Genomic DNA, 19,518 nt, shown 5'->3' with positions numbered 1-19,518 from the left:
CGACCTCCGCGGTCGGGACCCGGCCTCGTTTTCGGCCCCCGGCCCACCGGTATCCTTCACGGGTCCACCCCCGAAGCCGAAGGGCACACCCGTGAGCGCAACCCGCCCGGCAGCCGTCGTCGTACTCGCAGCGGGTGAAGGCACCCGCATGAAGTCGGCCACTCCCAAGGTTCTGCACGAGATCGGCGGGCGCTCGCTCGTCGGCCACGTCGTCGCCGCCGCGCGCGAGCTGGACCCCGCGCACCTCGTCGTCGTCGTCGGCCACGCCCGCGAGAAGGTCGCCGCGCACCTCGCCGAGATCGACCCGGGTGTCCGCACCGCCGTCCAGTACGAGCAGAACGGCACCGGGCACGCCGTCCGGATGGCCCTCGAAGAGCTCGGCGGCGAGATCGCCGGCACCGTGGTGGTCGTCTGCGGCGACACCCCGCTGCTGACCGGCGAGACCCTCGCCTCCCTGGTCGCGACCCACGGGGCCGACGGCAACGCCGTGACCGTGCTGACCGCCGAGGTCCCCGACTCGACCGGATACGGGCGGATCGTCCGGGACGAGGCGACCGGCGCCGTGACGGCCATCGTCGAGCACAAGGACGCCACCGACGCCCAGCGCGCGATCCGTGAGATCAACTCCGGGGTGTTCGCGTTCGACGGGGCGCTGCTGAGCGATGCGCTCGGCAAGGTCCGTACCGACAACAGCCAGGGCGAGGAGTACCTGACCGACGTCCTCGGCATCCTGCGCGAGAGCGGGCACCGCGTGGGCGCGGCCGTGGGCGCGGACCACCGGCAGATCCTCGGCATCAACAACCGGGTGCAGTTGGCCGAGGCCCGGGCGTTGTTGAACGCGCGGCTGCTGGAGCGCGCGATGCTCGCCGGGGTGACCGTGGTCGACCCCGCGAGCACGTTCGTGGACGTGACGGTGACCTTCGGGCAGGACGCGGTGGTCCACCCGGGGACGCAGTTGCTGGGGAGCACGCATGTCGCCGAGGGGGCCGAGGTCGGTCCGAACACCCGGCTGACGGACACGCGGGTCGGCGCGGGCGCGCGGGTGGACAACACGGTCGCGGATTCCGCGGTGATCGGTGAGTCGGCGACCGTCGGCCCGTTCGCGTACCTGCGTCCGGGGACGAACCTGGGCGCGAAGGCCAAGGCCGGCACGTACGTCGAGATGAAGAACGCGACGATCGGCGAGGGCACGAAGGTGCCGCACCTGTCGTACGTCGGGGACGCGACGATCGGCGAGTACTCCAACATCGGCGCGGCGAGCGTCTTCGTGAACTACGACGGCGAGCACAAGCACCACACGACGATCGGTTCACACTGTAAGACGGGCTCGGACAACATGTTTGTGGCGCCCGTCACGGTCGGGGACGGCGCCTACACGGCGGCCGGCTCCGTCATCACGAAGGACGTGCCGGCGGGTGCGCTGGCCGTGGCCCGTGGCCAGCAGCGGAATATCGAGGGTTGGGTGGCTCGCAAGCGTCCGGGGAGCGCCGCCGCCGCGGCGGCCGAGTCGGCGGTCGGGGAGGACTCGGCGGCGCGTTGAGCGGCTGTCCGGGTGAACTGACCGGAAACAGGTGCGCCCTCGACGGCGTACCGTGATAGGTGCACGCAATTCGGCTGGCTCACCGTGTGCGGGACGGACGCACACGGGGGCGAGCAGCTTTCAACACGTCTGAGGAGACTGTGCTGTGACCGGGATCAAGACGACCGGCGAGAAGAAGTTGATGCTCTTCTCCGGCCGCGCCCACCCCGAGCTGGCCGAGGAGGTCGCGCATCAGCTGGGCGTCGCCCTGGTGCCGACGAAGGCTTTCGACTTCGCGAACGGTGAGATCTACGTCCGCTTCCAGGAGTCGGCCCGGGGTGCGGACTGCTTCCTGATCCAGAGCCACACGGCTCCGATCAATAAGTGGATCATGGAACAGCTGATCATGATCGACGCGTTGAAGCGTGCGTCGGCGCGTTCCATCACGGTGATCGTGCCGTCGTACGGGTACGCCCGTCAGGACAAGAAGCACAAGGGCCGCGAGCCGATCTCGGCGCGTCTGGTGGCGGACCTGCTGAAGACGGCGGGTGCGGACCGCATCCTGACGGTGGACCTGCACACGGACCAGATCCAGGGCTTCTTCGACGGTCCGGTGGACCACCTGTCGGCGCTGACGGTCCTCGCGGACTACGTGGGCGCGAAGGTGGACCGGTCGAAGCTCACCATCGTGTCCCCGGACGCCGGTCGGGTGCGCGTGGCGGACCGCTGGTGCGACCGTCTGGACGCGCCGCTGGCGATCGTGCACAAGCGTCGTGACAAGGACGTGGCGAACCAGGTGACCGTCCACGAGGTCGTGGGTGAGGTCAAGGGTCGGGTGTGCGTCCTGGTGGACGACATGATCGACACGGGAGGCACCATCTGCGCCGCCGCCGACGCGCTGTTCGCGCACGGCGCGGAGGACGTCATCGTGACGGCGACGCACGGCATCCTGTCGGGTCCCGCCGCCGACCGTCTGAAGAACTCGAAGGTCAGCGAGTTCGTGTTCACGAACACGCTGCCGGACCCGTCGGACCTGGAGCTGGACAAGATCACGGTGCTGTCGATCGCCCCGATGATCGCGCGTGCGGTGCGCGAGGTCTTCGAGGACGGTTCGGTCACGAGCCTGTTCGAAGAGCAGCAGTAGCAGCGGGCGAAGGAGCCGCCGGCGGACCCCGCCGCTGATCCTTTTGGGTAAGGCCTCCCGGCCGGGTAGACTCTTCGAGTTGCTCGGCGAGGGAGGCCGTACCTGTTTTCGGGTGCGGATGCTCCGTTATCGACGCGCTCTTCGTAGCAGGCCGTTTCGGCCGGGTGACCGTCGTCCTTTTTTCCGTCACCCCACGAGGAGTGAGCATGTCCGAGGTCAAGCTTTCCGCCGAGTCCCGCACCGACTTCGGCAAGGGCGCTGCCCGTCAGGCCCGTCGCGACGCCCTGACCCCCGCCGTCATCTACGGCCACGGCACCGACCCGAAGCACGTCAACGTCGACGCCCACGCCCTCCAGCTGGCGCTGCGCACCCCGAACGTCCTGATCTCCCTGGACATCAAGGACGGCGGCACCGAGCTGGTCATCCCGAAGGCCGTGCAGAAGCACCCGCTGAAGCGCTCGATCTCGCACGTCGACTTCCTGATCGTCAAGAAGGGCGAGAAGGTCACCGTCGACGTCGCGATCGTCACCGAGGGCGAGCTGGCCCCGGGCGGCAACATGCTGGAGACCCTCCAGAACACCATCTCCGTCGAGGCCGAGGCCACGCACATCCCGACCGAGGTCACCGTCTCCATCGCGGGTCTGGAGGCCGGCGCCACCATCCACGCGTCCGACCTGGTCCTGCCGAAGGGCACCACGCTGGCCGTCGACGGTGACACCGCCGTCCTGCAGGTCGTCGCCCCGCAGGCCGAGGAGCCGGCCGCCGAGGCCGCCGAGGGCACCGAGGCCTGATCCACGCCTCTGCCTCTCGGCATGCGCAGCACTTGCTGAACGACCGCCGTCCGGCTCCACTGGAGCGGGACGGCGGTCGTCTTCGTTAAGGAGCTTTTTGATGTCGGACGACGCGGCGCCCTGGCTGATCGTCGGTCTCGGGAATCCCGGGGCGGAGTACGCGGGCAACCGCCACAACATCGGGTTCATGGTGGTGGACCTGCTGGCGGAACGGATGCGCGGGAAGTTCAAGGCGCACAAGGCGCGGGCGCAGGTGGTGGAGGGCCGGATCGGTCCTCCGGGCCCGGCGAACCGGCGGGTGGTGCTGGCGAAGCCGATGTCGTTCATGAACCTGTCGGGGGGTCCGGTGTCGGCGCTGCGGGACTTCTACAAGGTGCCGTTGGAGCGGATCGTCGCCGTGCACGACGAGCTGGACATCGACTACCCGACGCTCCGGTTGAAGTTGGGCGGCGGGGACAACGGGCACAACGGGCTGAAGTCGATGACGAAGGCGATGGGGCCCGACTACCACCGGGTGCGGTGTGGGATCGGCCGGCCGCCGGGCCGGATGCAGGTGGCGGACTTCGTGTTGAAGGACTTCTCGTCGACGGAGCGCAAGGAGCTGGACTGGTTCGTGGACCGGTCCGCGGACGCGGTGGAGTGCCTGCTCCAGGAGGGTTTGGAGCGCGCGCAGTCGGCGTACAACGCGTAGCGGGTCGTACGGGAAGGGGGTCCTTCCGTGCCGTCGGGCACGGAAGGACCCCCTTTTCGTGTGGGCCGGTCGTCGGTCAGCCGGTGTTGCGCAGGCCGGCGGCGACGCCGTTGACGGTGAGCAGGAGGGCGCGGGCGAGGAGCGGGTCGGGGTCCTCGCCGCGTTCGGCGGCGGCGCGCTGACGGGCGAGGAGGGAGACTTGGAGGTAGGAGATGGGGTCGAGGTAGGCGTCGCGGACGGCGAAGGTCTGCTGGAGGACGGGGTGGGAGTCGAGGAGCTTCTCCCCGCCGGTGATGCGCAGGACCTCGCGGACCGTGAGTTCGTGTTCGGCCTGGATGCGGTCGAACACGTGCTTGAGGTGGTCGGGGACGAGGGTGTCGACGTAGTGGCGGGCGATCCGCAGGTCCGTCTTGGCGAGGGTCATCTCGACGTTGGACAGGAAGTTGCGGAAGAAGTGCCAGCGCTTGCCCATCTCGGCGAGGGCGTCGTCCTGGCCGGCTTCGCGCAGGGCCTTGAGGCCCGAGCCGACGCCGTACCAGCCGGGGACGATCTGGCGGGACTGGGTCCAGCCGAAGACCCACGGGATGGCGCGGAGGCCGTCGAGGCCGGCGCCCGAGTCGGGGCGGCGGGAGGGCCGCGAGCCGAGGTGGAGGTCGGCGAGCTGGTCGACGGGGGTGGCGGCGAAGAAGTAGGCAGGGAGGTCGGGGTCTTCGACGAGGGCGCGGTAGGCGCGGTGGGCTGCGTCGGAGACGGTGTCCATGGCCGCGTCCCAGCGGGCGAGGTCGTCGTGGGACTGGCGGGGGGCGGTGTGCAGGGCGGAGGCCTGGAGGGTGGCCGCGACCGTCAGTTCGAGGTTCTCGCGGGCGAGGGACGGTACGAGGTACTTGTCGGAGATGACCTCGCCCTGTTCGGTGACCTTGATCTCGCCTTCGAGGGTGCCCCAGGGCTGGGCGAGGATCGCGTCGTGGGAGGGACCGCCGCCGCGGCCGACGGTGCCGCCGCGACCGTGGAAGAGGCGCAGGCGGACGCCGTAGCGGTGGGCGACGTCGCGCAGCCGGCGCTGGGCGCGGTGGATCTCCCACTGGCTGGTGGTGATGCCGCCGAACTTGGAGGAGTCGGAGTAGCCGAGCATGACCTCCTGGACGTCGCCGCGCAGGGAGACGAGGCGGCGGTAGGAGGGGTCGGCGAGCATGGCGTCGAGGATGACGTCGGCGGCCTTGAGCTCGTCGGTGGTCTCCAGGAGCGGGACGATGCCGATCTTGGCCCAGCCGGCGTGGAGGTCGATGAGGCCGGCCTCGCGGGCGAGGACGGCGGCGGCGAAGACGTCGTCGGCGCCCTGGCACATCGAGATGATGTAGGACTCGATGACTTCGGGGCCGAACTTCTCGAAGGCGTCCTTGATGGCGAAGAAGACGCCGAGGGTCTTGGCGCCCGCCGCGTCGAGGGGCGCCGGGGTGGGGGCGAGCGGGCGGCGGGAGCGCAGCTCCTTGGCGAGGAGCTTGCCCCGGTAGTCGCGGGGCATGTCGGCGTAGCGCCAGGATTCCTCGCCGAGGCGGTCGAAGAGCTGACCGAGGGCGTGGTGGTGGGCGTCTGCGTGTTCGCGGACGTCCATGGTGGCGAGCTGGAGGCCGAAGGCGGCGAGGGTGCGGATGGTGCGGTCCATGCGGCCGTCGGCGAAGAGGGCCGCGCGGTGTTCGCGCAGGGAGTTCTGGATGAGGGTGAGGTCGGCGAGGAGTTCGGCGGTGCCGAGGTAGTCGCGGCCGTCCTGGTGGGTGGTGCCGTTCGCGAGCCGCTCGCGGGTGTTGAGGAGCTTCTGGCGGACGCAGGTGGCCTTGAGGCGGTAGGGCTCCTCCGCGTTGAGCCGCTTGTAGCGCGGGCTGATCTCGGGCAGGCGTTCGAGGTCGGCCTGGAGCGAGGTCAGGAGCTCCTCGGTGGCTCCGGTGTAGCGGATGGAGTTGGACAGGAGTCCGCGCAGCTCGTCGATGGCGGCGAGGGCGTCGGTGATGCCGTGTTCGTGCTGGAGGATCAGGACGTCGCGGGTGACGTCGGGGGTGACGTTGGGGTTGCCGTCGCGGTCGCCGCCGATCCAGGTGCCGAAGGTGAGGGGGCGGGTGCCCGGCGGCAGCTCCACGCCGACGCGCTGCAGTTCCGCCGCGAGGTCTTCGAGTACGTCCCCGACGGCGCCGGCGTGCAGCTCGTCGAGGTAGTAGATGGCGTTGCGGGCTTCGTCGGCGGGCTCCGGACGGACGACGCGCAGTTCGTCGGTCTGCCAGACGAGGTCGATGTTCTCGGCGAGTCGCAGGTCGTGGCGGCGGCGTTCGCCGGCGCCCGTGGCGGGCTCTTCGAGGAGGGCGGCGATGCGGCGCAGCTTGTTGAGGACACTGCGGCGGGCCGCTTCGGTGGGGTGTGCCGTGAAGACGGGCCGGACGTTGAGGTTCTTGACCGTTTCGCGCAGGTGCGCGGGGTCGGCGTCCTTGAGCATGTCGGCGGTGCGGGCGAGCAGGCCGCCTTCGGCGGCGCGGTGGGCGCGCAGTTCCTTGCCGCGGTGTACCTGTTCGGTGACGTTGGCGAGGTGGAAGTAGGTGGAGAAGGCGCGGACGAGCTTGGCCGCGGTTTCGAGGTCGGTGTCGCCGAGGAGCCGGGCTGCGGCCTCGCCGTCGGTGCGGGTGAGGGCGCGGACGCGTTCGACGAGGTCGAGGAGGTCTTGGCCTTCCTGGCGTACGAGGGTTTCGCCGAGGAGGTCGCCGAGGCGGCGGATGTCGGCGCGCAGCTCCGCGTTGGCGGTGGCGGTCTGCGTGAGGGTGGCCTTGGTGGCCTGGGCCTGGGTGACGGGGGCCTGGGCGGCCTGGTCAGCACTGCTCACAGGTGCGGCTCCTTGCAGTGTTCGAGCGCTACTGGGCGGTGGGCTCCCCGGGCGGGCGCGGCGGTGCCGCTGCGCAGCTCGGGCTGCCCGTGCGGACCGCGCTGTCCGACGTGACCAGGATAGGTGGCCGGTGCTCGGGTCACGGCAGCGCGGGGCGTGCTCCTCTCGCCGCGGGCGTGCTCCCCTTGCCGCGGGCGCGAGCTTTGCCATACTTACCCTGCCGTAGGTTACGGGACCGTAGGGTCCGTGATCACGCGCCCCTCGTCTCCTCACCCCCAGGGGATCAACTGTGACCATCACCGACGATCTGTTCGAGGGCGCTTCGGCGCCGTCTCATCCATCCGGGCCGTCCGCGACGCGCGGCGGCGAGAACAAGCGGTCTGTCGAGCAGATCGCGTTGCTGTTGTTCATCACCGTCCCCTTCGTGGCACTGGCGGGCGCTCTCCCGCTGGCGTGGGGCTGGGGGGTGAGCCGGCTCGACGTGGGCCTGATGGTGTTCATGTACTTCCTGACCTGCCACGGCATCACGATCGGCTTCCACCGCTACTTCACGCACGGCTCCTTCAAGGCGAAGCGTCCGCTGCGGATCGCGTTGGCGGTCATGGGGTCGATGGCGGTGGAGGGCCCGCTGGTGCGGTGGGTGGCGGATCACCGAAAGCACCACAAGTTCTCGGACCACGAGGGCGACCCGCATTCGCCGTGGCGGTTCGGTGAGACCGTGCCGGCTCTGATGAAGGGCCTGTGGTGGGCTCACATCGGCTGGCTGTTCGACGAGGAGCAGACGAACCAGGAGAAGTACGCGCCGGACCTGATCAAGGACCCGGCGATCCGGCGGATCTCCCGGGACTTCGTCCTGTGGACGGTGGTGTCGCTGGCGATCCCGCCGCTGGTCGGCGGGCTGGTGACGATGTCGTGGTGGGGGGCCTTCACGGCGTTCTTCTGGGGCTCGCTGGTGCGGGTCGCGCTGTTGCACCACGTGACCTGGTCGATCAACTCGATCTGTCACGCGGTCGGCAGGCGTCCCTTCAAGTCTCGGGACCGCTCGGGCAACGTGTGGTGGCTGGCCGTCCTGTCGTGCGGCGAGTCGTGGCACAACCTGCACCACGCCGATCCGACCTCGGCGCGGCACGGCGTGCTGCGCGGGCAGGTCGACTCCAGCGCACGGCTGATCCGCTGGTTCGAGCAGTCGGGCTGGGCCTCCGACGTGCGATGGCCGTCGGAGTCCCGCGTCGACGCCCGGCGCAAGGAAATGTCTTCGAACGCGGCATGATGGGGGACGTGGCGATCGACGGCAGCGGTTCCAGCGATGACAAGCCCCGGCGGGGTCGCCGGGTGCGGATGACGGGTGCGGAGCGGCGTCAGCAGCTGCTCGACATCGGTCGGGCGCTGTTCGCCGAGAAGGGTTTCGAGGGCACGTCGGTGGAGGAGATCGCGGCGAAGGCCGGGGTGTCGAAGCCGGTGGTGTACGAGCACTTCGGCGGCAAGGAAGGCCTGTACGCGGTGGTCGTGGACCGCGAGATGCGGCAGCTGCTGGACGGGGTGACGGGCGCGCTGACGGCCGGGCACCCGCGCGAGCTGTTGGAGCAGGCCGCCTTCGCGCTGCTGGACTACATCGAGAGTTATACGGACGGGTTCCGCATCCTCGTACGCGATTCGCCGGTCGCGCAGTCGACGGGCACCTTCGCGTCGCTGATCAGTGACATCGCCACGCAGGTCGAGGACATCCTGGGCCTGGAGTTCAAGGCCCGGGGCTTCGATCCGAAGCTGGCTCCCCTGTACGCGCAGGCGCTGGTGGGCATGGTGGCACTGACCGGCCAGTGGTGGTTGGAGACGCGGCGCCCGAAGAAGGCGGAGGTGGCGGCGCACCTGGTGAACCTGGCCTGGCACGGCCTGGAGAACCTGGAGGCCCGCCCCCGCCTGGTGGGGCACCGCAAGAGCTGAGGCGCGGTCGACGCCCCCCACGTGTACCCGAGACGGCGCCCCGTCACCGGATGTCCGGTGGCGGGGCGCCGTCGTGCGGTCAGCCGAGGGGTTCGAGGAATTCGAGGCGGTTGCCCACGGGGTCGTGCGAGTAGAACCGCTTGTGTCCGGGCAGGTCGCCGTCCCAGTGCACCTCGGCGCCGTGCTCGCGCAGCCGGCGGGCGTAGGCCTCGATGCCGGTGACGCGCAGGCCCGGGTGGGCCTTGCCGGCGGGCCGGAAGCCGTCTTCGATCCCGACGTGGAGTTGTACGGGTCCGGCGGCGAACCAGCAGCCCCCGCGGGCGGCGAGGGCGGCCGGCTTGGGCAGTTCGGTCATGCCGAGGGCGTCGGTGTAGTAGCGGCGCAGGAGGTCCTCGGAGCCGGGTGGGGCGGCGAGTTGCACGTGGTCGAGCGCGGCGAGCACGTCAGGCCTCCTTGCGGGCGACGGCGAAGATGCGGCGGAAGGGGAACACCGTGCCGCGCGGGCCGGGCGGGTAGGCGGCGCGCAGCGCTTCCCGGTATTCGTCGAGGAAACGGTCGACGGCGGCCTTGTCGTCGCCGAGTTCGGTGAGGACGGGCCGCAGGGCGGTGCCCTTGACCCAGTCGAGTACGGGGTCGGGGCCGGACAGCATCTGGTGGTAGGTGGTCTCCCAGACGTCGACGACGCAGCCGAGTTCGGTGAAACGGGCGAGGTATTCGGCGGGTTCCAGGATGTGGACGTAGCGCGCGCCGTGGCCGGCGAGGCGGTCGCGCCAGCGGGGGGTGTCGCAGAGCTCGGCGAGCATCCGGTGGCTGGGGGCGGTGAAGTTGCCGGGGATCTGGAAGGCGAAGGTGCCGCCGGGCCGCAGGGCGGTGATCCAGGCCGCGAAGGAGCCGGGGTGGTTGGGCACCCACTGGAGGGCCGCGTTGGAGACGATCAGGTCGTAGGACTCCTCCGGGTGCCAGTCGGCGAGGTCGGCCCGTGCGAAGTCGAGGTATCCGCCGCCGGGGGTGGGTCCGGCGTGGTCCTGGCCGGCGCGGCGGAGCATGTCCGGGGAGAGGTCGAAGCCGGTGATGCGGGCATCGGGCCACCGGTCCGCGAGCAGCGCGGTGACGTTGCCGGGGCCGCAGCCGAGGTCGGCGATGCGCGCGGGGGCGGTGGGGAGCTCGGGTATGCGGGTCAGCAGGTCGAGAAAGGGGCGTGTGCGGTGTCCGGCGTGTCGGAGGTACTGCTGGGGGTCCCAGACCGGCGCCACGGGAGCGGTGGCGACGGGTGTCGGAACCGAGGCGGTGTCGGAATGCATATGCGAAGCCTCCCTGCTGATGGGGCGGTTGGAAGCGGAAGCCGTCCGGCCCCTCCATTCCCATCCTGGCCGAATATATATCTTGACGTCAAGATACACGAGATCGAGATTTCCAGTGCCCAAGATCCTTGAATTGAAGAGACTTCACATCGACAGACCCCTTACACTGATCGGCATGGAGGACGAGGTCGACCGACTGGTCGCGGCATGGCGGCGAGAGCGCCCTGACCTCGACGTGGAACCGCTTGAGGTGCTCAGCCGCGTGAGCCGGCTCGCCCGCCACCTCGACCGCGCCCGCCGGCTCGCCTTCTCCGAGCACGGCCTGGAGCCCTGGGAGTTCGACGTCCTCACGTCGCTGCGCCGCGCCGGCGCCCCGTACCAGCTCTCCCCCGGCCAGTTGCTGACCCAGACGCTGGTCACCTCCGGCACCATGACCAACCGCATCGACCGGCTCGCCAAGAAAGGCCTGGTGGAGCGGCTGCCCGACCCCAGCGACCGGCGCGGCGTACTGGTCCGGCTGACCCCCGAGGGCCGTGACCGCGCCGACCAGTCCCTGGCCGGGCTGCTGGCGCAGGAACGCGCCATCCTCGCCCAGCTCTCCCAGGGCCAGCGCGGTGACCTCGCCGCGCTGCTACGCAGGCTGACCGCTCCGTTCGACAACATCCCCGGCTAGCTCCGCCGGCCGCACCCCGGCCCGCCGGGCCAGTGCCACCGCCGCGAGCGTGGAGTGCACCCCCAGCTTGCCCAGGACGTTCTGCATGTGGGTGCGGACGGTGTGCGGGGACAGGAACAGCCGCGCGGCCACGTCCTTGCGGCCCAGCCCGGCCACCATGCAGCGCAGCACCTCGTGCTCGCGCGGCGTGAGCGACTCCACCAGCCGTTCGCTGTCCGTGCGGTGCTTGCGCGCCGCGGTCAGTTCCCGCAGCACCCCGGTCAGCAGCGCGGGCGGAAGGTGGGTCTCCTCCCGCAGGACGCCTCTGATGACGGCCAACAGCCGCGAGAGCGAACAGTCCTTGGCGACCCAGCCGGACGCCCCCGCCTGGAGCGCGTGCGCGGCCCGGCGGGGGTCGTCGCGGTCGGCTAGGACCACCGTGCGCACCCCCGGATGCGCCGTGCGCACACTCGCGACCAGCGCGATCCCGTCCGCCGTGGGCGGCGGCGGTGGCCCCGAGCCCGGTGCCCGCTGTGCGGGCACGGTCCCCGCCGCGGCGCCCAGGTCGGCGTCCACGAGCATGACGTCGAAGCGGCGGCCCTCGGCCGCCGCGCGTTCGAGGCAGCGCGCGGCGGCGGGAGCACTGCCGGCCGCGGACACGTCCACGTCCGGCTCGGCCGCGAGCGCGGCCGCGAGAGATTCGGCGAAGATGCGGTGATCGTCGACGACGAGAACGCGGATACGGACCACGAAAACCCCCACGGGTCGGGGAACGGACGACGGCGGGTACGGCGCCCGGACCGGGTGGTGATCCGCAGCGGCCGCGGCCGCCGCCGAGACATCTCTGCACTACCCCGGAGCGGACGCCGTACCCGGCGTATCTCGACCCCTGAATCAACACCGGCCCCCACCGGTGTCACGCATCAGCGTAGAGCGGGTGGGCTCCGGCGTTGGCCGAATAGCGGAAGTTTTTCGAGCGATTTTCCGGCCCGGCGGCCCCGAACGGCCTTTGGCATGGCCGGATATCACCGGCCCGGTCGGCCCGGCGGAGGTCGGGGCTCCGGCGCGTGCCGCGGGCAGTTGCACGCGGCTCGGCTCACCCGGCGTACACACGCCGGGCGCCCGCGCGGGGCGCCCGGCCATGGCGCGCGAGCCATTCGCCCGCGCCCCCACCGCCGGGCGTCACCGGCGCGGACGCGAGCGCCCCCCGGGGCAGGGGGGCGCGGACCGGTCGCCGGTGCGAGGACCGGTCGGGACGTGCGGGTCGGTCAGGAGTGGTGGCCGCGCGCGAAGTTCCACGCGTCGGTCACGATGCCGGTGAGGTCGGAGCGGGTGGGGGTCCAGCCGAGGCGCTCGTGCGCCGTGCGGGCGGAGGCCACCAGGACCGCCGGGTCGCCCGGGCGGCGCGGGGCGACGATCTCGGGGATCTCCCGGCCGGTGACCTTGCGGACGGTCTCGATGACCTCGCGGACCGAGAAGCCGCTGCCGTTGCCGAGGTTGCAGATCAGGTGCTCGCCCTCGGTCGCGACGCGAAGCGCCGACAGGTGCGCCTGCGCGAGGTCGGCGACGTGGATGTAGTCGCGGACACAGGTGCCGTCGGGGGTCGGGTAGTCGTCGCCGAACACGGAGATGGACTCGCGCTGCCCGAGCGCGACCTGGAGCACCAGCGGGATCAGGTGCGTCTCGGGGTCGTGCCGCTCGCCGAACTCGCCGTACGCGCCCGCCACGTTGAAGTAGCGCAGCGACACGGCGGCCAGGCCGTGTGCCACGCACTCCCCCGCGATCATGTGGTCGACGGCAAGCTTGGAGGCGCCGTAGGGGTTGGTCGGCGCGGTCACCGACGCTTCCGTCAGCAGGCCTTCGGTGGGCTCGCCGTAGGTGGCGGCGGTGGAGGAGAACACGAGCTTGCGCACGCCCGCCCCGCGCATGGCGGTCAGCAGGGCCAGGGTGCCGCCCACGTTGTTGTCCCAGTACTTGCCGGGGTTGGTGACGGACTCGCCGACCTGCGAGGAGGCCGCGAAGTGCAGCACGGCGTCGAAGGAGGGGTCCAGGTACTCGGCGGCGTCCTGGATGCGCCCGTTGATCAGGGTGGCGCCCGCGGGGACGCCCTCGCCGAAGCCGGTGGAAAGGTTGTCGAGGACGGTGACCTCGTGGCCGGCTTCCAGGAGGTGGGCGGCGACGACGCTGCCCACATATCCGGCGCCGCCCGTGACCAGGTACTTGCTCACTTGCTGCTGCCTCTCGCGGGGTGACGCACGCTGGACCGCGTGCTGGGTCCGGATTACCGGATCGGGGGCCTCCGGGGAAATCCGCCCCGGACATCCTGCCCCAATCCCCCGCGACTCGGAGCGCCCGCCCACCGGGTTCCGGTGGGACCGGCCCTCAGTCCCGGCCGGCCGGCGGCCACACGGGCGGCGCCGCCCGGTCCAGGAGGCCGGTACGGGCGGCCAGCGCGGCCGCCTCCAACCGCGAGCCCACGCCCAACTTCATCAGCACCCGTTGGACGTGCGTGCGGGCGGTGCTGGGCGCGATGGCCATGCCCGCCGCGATGAGCCGGGTGTCCTCGCCCTCGGCGACCCGGACCAGTACCTCCACCTCGCGCGGGGTGAGCAGGCGCAGCAGCCGGCTCCCCTCGTCGTCGGGTTGGACGGCGGGGTTGAGCAGGTCCGCGAAGGCGCCCTGCAACAGCTGCGGGGCGATGGCGACCTCCCCCGCCCGCGCCTTGGACAAGGCCCGTTCCACGCCCTCGATGCGCTCGTCGTGGCGTACGTACCCGCACGCGCCGGCGGCGAACGCGGCGGCGATCCCGCGTGGGCTCGGCACCGGGCCGAGGACCACGACGGCGATCTGCGGGCGCTCGCGCCGGATGCGGACGACGGGTTCGAAGACGGCCGGCTCGGCGGGGGTGGCCGTGCCGAAGAGGCACACCTCGGGGGCGCGGCTGATGACCAGTTCGGCCGCACCGGCGGCGGGCGCGGCCGCGGCGAGGACCCGGTGGCCGCGCAGTTTGAGGGCCGAGGCGAGCGCCTCGGCCAGCAGGCGGTGCTCGTCGACCACCATGACCCGTACGCCCATCAGGGCACCCTCCCCGTTCCTCCTGACCCGGCAAGCTACACGCTTGTTCGACGGGGCGTCCCGGTTACCGCGCGAAAGCCCCCGGAAGCGTTGGGTCGTCCGGGGGCTCGCGTGCGGGAAGGGCGGTCAGTTGGCGACGAAGGACACGAAGAGGTGCTCCGGGTCGCCGGCGCTGCCGTAGGGCTTGCGGACCATCGTGCGGGCGATGAAGAGGTGCCCGTTGTGGTAGCGGAACTCCGAGTGGTCGACCACGAACTGGGTCTCGGCGCTGTGGGTGCTCTTGTCCGACGGGTTCTGCATCAGGACGGTCTGCTTCATCGTCTTGCCGTCGATGCTGACGATCTGGCCGCCTCCGTCGTACGGGGGCTCCTTGTAGGCGATGATGTTCGATCCGTCCATGCGCAGCGGGAACATCGTGTACCGCTCACCGGCGTCGGCGCGGTCGGTGGTGCCCTTGCCCGTCTCCAGGTCGAAGGAGACGATCTCGTTGGTGCGGCCGACGGAGGACGACGCGCCCTGGTGCTCGTAGGTCGGCAGGTAGACCTTGCCGTTGCCGACGACCATGCCGGTGCACTGTTCGACCTCGGTCGCGGGGCAGTCCGGCGCGTAGTTGCCGCTGGAGAGCCCGATGCGGGACTTGAGCTGGCCCGCGTCGTCGACGACGAAGAGGTCGCTGACGTTGGTGGCGTTCTTGGCGGTGTTGCCGACGTTGGCGGCGACGATGAGCGGCTTGGTGGAGATGATGCCGGCCCACTCGATGCCGGGGGCGAGCTTGTACGAGGCCTTCGGCGCGCCCGTGGCGGGGTCGAGGGTCTGCGCGGTCAGGGTCTCGTTCGGGTCGTGGCCGCACTTGCGGAGGACGGCGAGGGCCTCGCCGCCCGCGTAGCCGAGGTCGTAGCAGCCGTCGGCGTCGGCCTTGGGCGTCCACAGGGACTTGCCGTCGGTGAGGTTCCAGGCGGCGCCGCCGCGCAGGCCGCCGGCGGCGACGGTCTGGCCGCTGAGGGTGACCTCGGTGAAGGGGACGGGCTTGTCGCCGTTGGTCTGGGACTTGGCGGTACCGGACCAGAGGAGCTTGCCGGTGTCGAGGTCGATCACGCCGACCTGGGTGCACTGGGGGTACTTGTTGCTGTCACTGGCCATGCCCTCTTGGAAGAGGATGGCCGTCTTGTTGTCGCTGACGTGCTTGGTCGCGCCGCAGATCTGGGCGGGGAGCGGGAGTTCCCACTTCTTGCCGCCGTCCACGAGGTTGTACCCGACGACCTTGGCCACGTCGGACTTGACGTAGGTGCTGTCGGTGAGCCAGGAGCCGTCGACGGAGACGACGTCATCGGGGGTCGGGCTGGGGACGTTGATCAGGGTCCGCGACTTGGGGTTGGCCGGCACCTTCTCCGTGCCGCCCTGGGGCGCGGGGCCCTTGTTGTTGCCGGACGAGCCGCTGGGGTCGCCCTTGGCGACGGGCTTCGTGCCGCCGCCGTCCTCGCCGGAGACGTACCAGAAACCGCCTCCGATGATGAGGACCATGGCCAGCAGCGCGGCACCGACGATCATCAGTTGGGTGCGCTTGTCACCGCCGCCGCCCGAGCCGCCGCCCTGGCCGGCGGCCGGTTGCGGCACGGTGGGGAAGCCGGGGGGCTGCTGCTGCGGGTAGCCGTAGCCGGCCGGTGCCTGCGGGGGGTAGCCGTAGGAGGGCTGCCCGGGCGCGGCCACCGGGACGGTCGGGGGCTGCTGCGGGGCCTGCGGCGGCACGGGCGGAACCGGCGGCGGCGCGCCGTAACCGCCGGAAGGGGGCTGGTTCGGCGGCTGGTTCGGCGGCGGCGGTGCGCCGTAGCCGCCGGGGGGCGGCTGGTTCGGCGGCGGCGGGGTGCTCGGCGTGCTCATGGGGGGATCTACTGCCTCTCGGTGGGCGGCTCGGTGGACTCGTTCACTTGCCGAAGGCCATCAGGAGCTTCTCGTCCTTGCCGTCGGCCTGCAGACGGGTGACGGACAGGAAGAACCGGCCGTCCACGTAGCCGAGCTGCGGGGAGTAGAACGCGCTCTCGACCTTCGAGGCGGGTCCCGAAGGATTGTGCAGCAACACGGTGGGGTTGCCGCCGGCGGCCGGCACCGCGACGATCTCGCCGCCCAGGTCGGAGGAGAAGCTCTTGCGGTAGGCGATGAGCCGCCCCTTCTCGGTCCCGAGCGGGAGGATGCGGGCGTTGTCCCCGGAGGACGTGCGCCACTTCGCCTTGCCGGTGCCCAGGTCGAAGGCGACGATCTCGTTGGACTTGGCTCCGGTCGCGGTCCCCGTCGCCAGGTACAGGGTGTCGTCGGCGACGGCGGAGGTACCGCATCCCTGCCGGCCTTCGACCCCCGACGGGCAGGTCGCGAAGGAACCCTCGGCCGACATGCTCGCGCGCTTTTGCCCGTCGGGCCCGAGGGAGACGATCGCCCGTTCCTTGCTGTCGCGGTTGCCGACATCGAGGACGACGGGGTCGACGGAGTAGACGCTGTTGACGGCGTACCCCTTGGGCAGGCGGTAGGTCCAGCCCTTCTTGCCGGTGACCGGGTCGATGCCTTGGACCTCGACGATGCGGTCGGCGTCCTCGCAGGTGGCGATCCCGATCATCTTGGCGTTGCCGCCACCGATGTACGACCGCGGCTTGCAACCCTCGGGGACGTTGCCCGTGAAGAGCTTGTCACCGGTGCTGATCTTGAAGGCCGTGGTGGAGATGCTCCGGTTGACGGCGACGGTGTCGCCGACGATGCTCGGGTAGCCGTCGATGGAGGTGTCGAAGAGGTTCTGTTGCTCGACCGTCTTCGTCCAGACCTCCTTGCCCGTCTTGAGGTCGACCAGCTTCACGACGCCGCAGTCGGCCGCGCCGTCGTCGCCGTTCTTGAGCACGATGACGGTCTTGCCGTCGCCGGTGGTCTGGTCGGTGGTCCCGCAGACGTCGGCCGGCAGATCGAGCTTCCACTTCTGCTGGCCGTCGGTGACCTGGTAGCCGACGAGGGACTTGCCCACCGTCTTGACGACGGAGTCGCCGACGACCCACTGGCCCTGCGCGGGAATGCCCGCGCCCGGTCCGTCGATCTTGGCGCTCTTGTACCAGAGGACCTTGTCCTCGCCGGGCTTGCGCCCCGCGTTGAAGTCCTCCTGGTCGCCGCTGCCGTTGCCGCTTCCGTCGCCCGTGTCGACGGAGGGCGAATCGGAGGGCTTGTCGTCGGCGGGCGTACTGCCCTGCGCTACAGGAGGCTTGGGGGAGCCGCCGCCGTCCCGGCCGAAGGCGAAGTACGCGCCGGTGCCCAGGACGATCGTGGCGGCCGCGACGGCGGCGATGGTGACGACCAGCTTCCGCCGGCGCCCGGCGGGGTCGCCGGGGACGCCGGGCATGCCCTGCGTGGCGCCGGGGGCCGGCGGGTAGCCGTAGCCGGGCTGCGGGAAGTGCGCCTGCCCGGCCTGGGGTTGAGGGACCGTGGGGGGCTGCTGGGCGTACGGGTTCGCACCCGGCGGGGGTACCTGGGCGGGCTGCGGCGGGCCGGGCAGGTGGCCGTAACCGGAAGGCGGTGGCGGCTGGTTCGGCGGCGGCTGGGGCGGCTCGGTCATCAGCGCATACCTTCGGCGTCGGACGGTCGTGACGGGAGGATGACCTTTCTATCACTGACGCCGGACATACATCGGGCCGGTCCACGCCCTGTTCCCAAGGGAGGACCGGCCCGTGACGTGGCCGTTATCCGGCCGGCAGGCGGCCGTGCGCGGCGCGGCTCAGGCCTCTTCGGCCAGCTCCAGCCAGCGCATTTCCAACTCGTCCCGTTCTGCGATGAGTTCGCGCAGCTCCGCGTCGAGCTTGGCGACCTTGTCGTAGTCGGTGGAGTTCTCGGCGATCTGCGCGTGCAGGTTGGACTCGCGGTCCGACATCTTGTTGAGCTGCCGCTCGATCTTCTGGAGCTCCTTCTTGGCGGCGCGCGCGTCGCCCGAGGACGAGGACTTGACGGCCGCGGGGGCGGGCGCCGGGGCGGCGGCCTCGATCATCGCCCGGCGGCGCTCCAGGTACTCGTCCAGACCGCGCGGCAGCATCCGCAGGGAGGCGTCGCCGAGGAGCGCCATCACGGTGTCGGTGGTGCGCTCGATGAAGAACCGGTCGTGGGAGATGACGATCATCGAACCGGGCCAGCCGTCGAGGAGGTCCTCAAGCTGGGTCAGGGTCTCGATGTCGAGGTCGTTGGTCGGCTCGTCGAGGAACAGGACGTTGGGCTCGTCCATCAGCAGGCGCAGGATCTGCAGCCGTCGCCGCTCGCCGCCGGAGAGGTCCCCGACCGGCGTCCACTGCTTCTCCTTGGTGAACCCGAACTGCTCGCAGAGCTGACCGGCGGTCATCTCGCGCCCCTTGCCGAGGTCGACGCGGTCGCGGACGCGCTGGACGGCCTCCAGGACGCGCAGCGACGGGTCGAGTTCGCCGACCTCCTGGGAGAGGTAGGCCAGCTTGACGGTCTTGCCGACGGTGACGCTGCCGCCCGCGGGCTGCTCCTCGCCCTGGGTGCGGGCGGCCGCGGCGAGGGCGCGCAGCAGGGAGGTCTTGCCGGCGCCGTTGACGCCGACCAGGCCGACGCGGTCACCGGGGCCGAGGTGCCAGGTGAGGTGCTTGAGCAGGATCTTGGGGCCGGCCTGGACGGTGACGTCTTCCAGGTCGAAGACGGTCTTGCCGAGGCGGGCGTTGGCGAAGCGCATCAGCTCGGAGGTGTCGCGCGGCGGCGGCACGTCGGCGATGAGCTCGTTGGCGGCCTCGATGCGGTAGCGCGGCTTGGAGGTGCGGGCCGGGGCGCCGCGGCGCAGCCAGGCGAGCTCCTTGCGCATGAGGTTCTGCCGCTTGGACTCCTCGGTGGCGGCGATCCGTTCGCGTTCGGCGCGGGCGAAGACGTAGTCGCTGTAGCCGCCCTCGTACTCGTGGACGGCTCCGCGCTGGACGTCCCACATGCGGGTGCAGACCTGGTCGAGGAACCAGCGGTCGTGGGTGACGCAGACGAGTGCGGAGCGGCGTTCCTGGAGGTGCTTGGCGAGCCAGGAGATGCCCTCGACGTCGAGGTGGTTCGTCGGCTCGTCGAGGACGAGGAGGTCCTGCTCGGCGATGAGGAGCTTGGCCAGGGCGATACGGCGGCGCTCGCCGCCGGAGAGCGGGCCGATGACGGTGTCGAGCCCCTGACCGAAGCCGGGCAGGTCGAGGCCGCCGAAGAGACCGGTCAGCACGTCGCGGATCTTGGCGTCGCCGGCCCACTCGTGGTCGGCCATGTCGCCGATGATCTCGTGGCGGACGGTGGCCTGGGGGTCCAGGGAGTCGTGCTGGGTGAGGACACCCATGCGCAGCCCGCCGGACTGGGTGACACGTCCGGTGTCGGGTTCCTCCAGTTTGGCGAGCATCCGGATGAGGGTGGTCTTGCCGTCGCCGTTGCGGCCGACGACGCCGATGCGGTCTCCCTCGGACACGCCGAGGGAGATGCCGTCGAGCAGGGTACGGGTGCCGTACACCTTGCTGACTGCCTCGACATTGACCAGATTGACGGCCATCA

At 71.0% G+C, this 19,518-nt stretch carries 16 protein-coding genes; 7 read left to right on the top strand and 9 right to left on the bottom strand.

The window, feature by feature from the left end:
- Window positions 1-91 precede the first annotated feature (91 nt).
- The 4 genes from glmU to pth all read left to right on the top strand — a co-directional run bounded on the left by glmU (window position 92) and on the right by pth (window position 4,145).
- Window positions 92-1,540 (top strand): bifunctional UDP-N-acetylglucosamine diphosphorylase/glucosamine-1-phosphate N-acetyltransferase GlmU, encoded by a 1,449-nt coding sequence (glmU, locus tag E6R62_RS13230; protein ID WP_136213579.1) that lies wholly within the window; start codon window positions 92-94, stop codon window positions 1,538-1,540.
- Window positions 1,541-1,685: 145 nt separating this feature from the next.
- Window positions 1,686-2,663, top strand: a complete 978-nt coding sequence (locus tag E6R62_RS13225) for a ribose-phosphate diphosphokinase (protein ID WP_136213578.1) — start codon at window positions 1,686-1,688, stop codon at window positions 2,661-2,663.
- Window positions 2,664-2,869: 206 nt separating this feature from the next.
- Window positions 2,870-3,454 (top strand): 50S ribosomal protein L25/general stress protein Ctc, encoded by a 585-nt coding sequence (locus E6R62_RS13220; RefSeq protein ID WP_136213577.1) that lies wholly within the window; start codon window positions 2,870-2,872, stop codon window positions 3,452-3,454.
- A gap of 100 nt (window positions 3,455-3,554) precedes the next feature.
- Window positions 3,555-4,145 carry an aminoacyl-tRNA hydrolase gene (gene pth, locus E6R62_RS13215; protein WP_136213576.1) on the top strand — a complete coding sequence of 197 codons (591 nt, stop codon included), beginning with the start codon at window positions 3,555-3,557 and terminating at the stop codon, window positions 4,143-4,145.
- A gap of 76 nt (window positions 4,146-4,221) precedes the next feature.
- On the opposite strand, the gene ppc is transcribed toward pth, so the two are convergent.
- Window positions 4,222-6,915, bottom strand: a complete 2,694-nt coding sequence (gene ppc / locus E6R62_RS13210) for a phosphoenolpyruvate carboxylase (protein ID WP_136213664.1) — start codon at window positions 6,913-6,915, stop codon at window positions 4,222-4,224.
- A gap of 382 nt (window positions 6,916-7,297) precedes the next feature.
- On the opposite strand from ppc, the gene E6R62_RS13205 reads away from it, so the two are divergent.
- Window positions 7,298-8,278, top strand: coding sequence for a fatty acid desaturase (locus E6R62_RS13205; protein WP_136213575.1), 981 nt, complete (start codon window positions 7,298-7,300; stop codon window positions 8,276-8,278).
- Window positions 8,275-8,949, top strand: coding sequence for a TetR/AcrR family transcriptional regulator (locus E6R62_RS13200; protein WP_136213574.1), 675 nt, complete (start codon window positions 8,275-8,277; stop codon window positions 8,947-8,949). The genes E6R62_RS13205 and E6R62_RS13200 overlap by 4 nt, the downstream gene beginning before the upstream one ends.
- 79 nt (window positions 8,950-9,028) lie before the next feature.
- Here E6R62_RS13200 and E6R62_RS13195 read toward each other — a convergent pair whose 3' ends face one another.
- On the bottom strand, window positions 9,029-9,391 hold the full coding sequence (locus E6R62_RS13195) for a VOC family protein (protein ID WP_136213573.1): 363 nt from the start codon (window positions 9,389-9,391) through the stop codon (window positions 9,029-9,031).
- Window position 9,392: 1 nt separating this feature from the next.
- Window positions 9,393-10,250 (bottom strand): trans-aconitate 2-methyltransferase, encoded by an 858-nt coding sequence (locus E6R62_RS13190; RefSeq protein WP_136213572.1) that lies wholly within the window; start codon window positions 10,248-10,250, stop codon window positions 9,393-9,395.
- A 175-nt stretch (window positions 10,251-10,425) separates the two neighbouring features.
- Between E6R62_RS13190 and E6R62_RS41730 the strand changes: the two genes are divergently transcribed.
- Window positions 10,426-10,923, top strand: a complete 498-nt coding sequence (locus E6R62_RS41730) for a MarR family winged helix-turn-helix transcriptional regulator (RefSeq protein WP_136213571.1) — start codon at window positions 10,426-10,428, stop codon at window positions 10,921-10,923.
- Here the strand turns inward: E6R62_RS41730 and E6R62_RS13180 are convergent.
- The 6 genes from E6R62_RS13180 to E6R62_RS13155 form a co-directional block, all read right to left on the bottom strand.
- Window positions 10,882-11,652: a response regulator transcription factor gene (locus E6R62_RS13180; protein WP_240801643.1), complete on the bottom strand. Its 771-nt coding sequence runs from the start codon at window positions 11,650-11,652 to the stop codon at window positions 10,882-10,884. The genes E6R62_RS41730 and E6R62_RS13180 overlap by 42 nt on opposite strands.
- A gap of 518 nt (window positions 11,653-12,170) precedes the next feature.
- Entirely contained in the window at window positions 12,171-13,130 is a 960-nt protein-coding gene (gene galE / locus E6R62_RS13175) for a UDP-glucose 4-epimerase GalE (protein WP_136213569.1), read from the bottom strand.
- A gap of 154 nt (window positions 13,131-13,284) precedes the next feature.
- The gene (locus E6R62_RS13170; protein WP_136213568.1) at window positions 13,285-13,977 is read right to left on the bottom strand and encodes a response regulator transcription factor; all 693 of its coding nucleotides are present in this window, start codon (window positions 13,975-13,977) and stop codon (window positions 13,285-13,287) included.
- A gap of 126 nt (window positions 13,978-14,103) precedes the next feature.
- Window positions 14,104-15,855: a PQQ-binding-like beta-propeller repeat protein gene (locus tag E6R62_RS13165; RefSeq protein ID WP_136213567.1), complete on the bottom strand. Its 1,752-nt coding sequence runs from the start codon at window positions 15,853-15,855 to the stop codon at window positions 14,104-14,106.
- A 43-nt stretch (window positions 15,856-15,898) separates the two neighbouring features.
- Entirely contained in the window at window positions 15,899-17,560 is a 1,662-nt protein-coding gene (locus tag E6R62_RS13160) for a PQQ-binding-like beta-propeller repeat protein (RefSeq protein ID WP_136213566.1), read from the bottom strand.
- Window positions 17,561-17,719: 159 nt separating this feature from the next.
- On the bottom strand, window positions 17,720-19,516 hold the full coding sequence (locus E6R62_RS13155; protein ID WP_136213565.1) for an ABC-F family ATP-binding cassette domain-containing protein: 1,797 nt from the start codon (window positions 19,514-19,516) through the stop codon (window positions 17,720-17,722).
- Window positions 19,517-19,518: the final 2 nt, after the last annotated feature.

The organism is Streptomyces sp. A1136 (assembly GCF_004795055.1).
GTDB lineage: Bacteria > Actinomycetota > Actinomycetes > Streptomycetales > Streptomycetaceae > Streptomyces.
The sequence above is the reverse complement of the archived record's forward strand: the minus strand, read 5'-3'. Positions and strand labels throughout refer to the sequence as shown.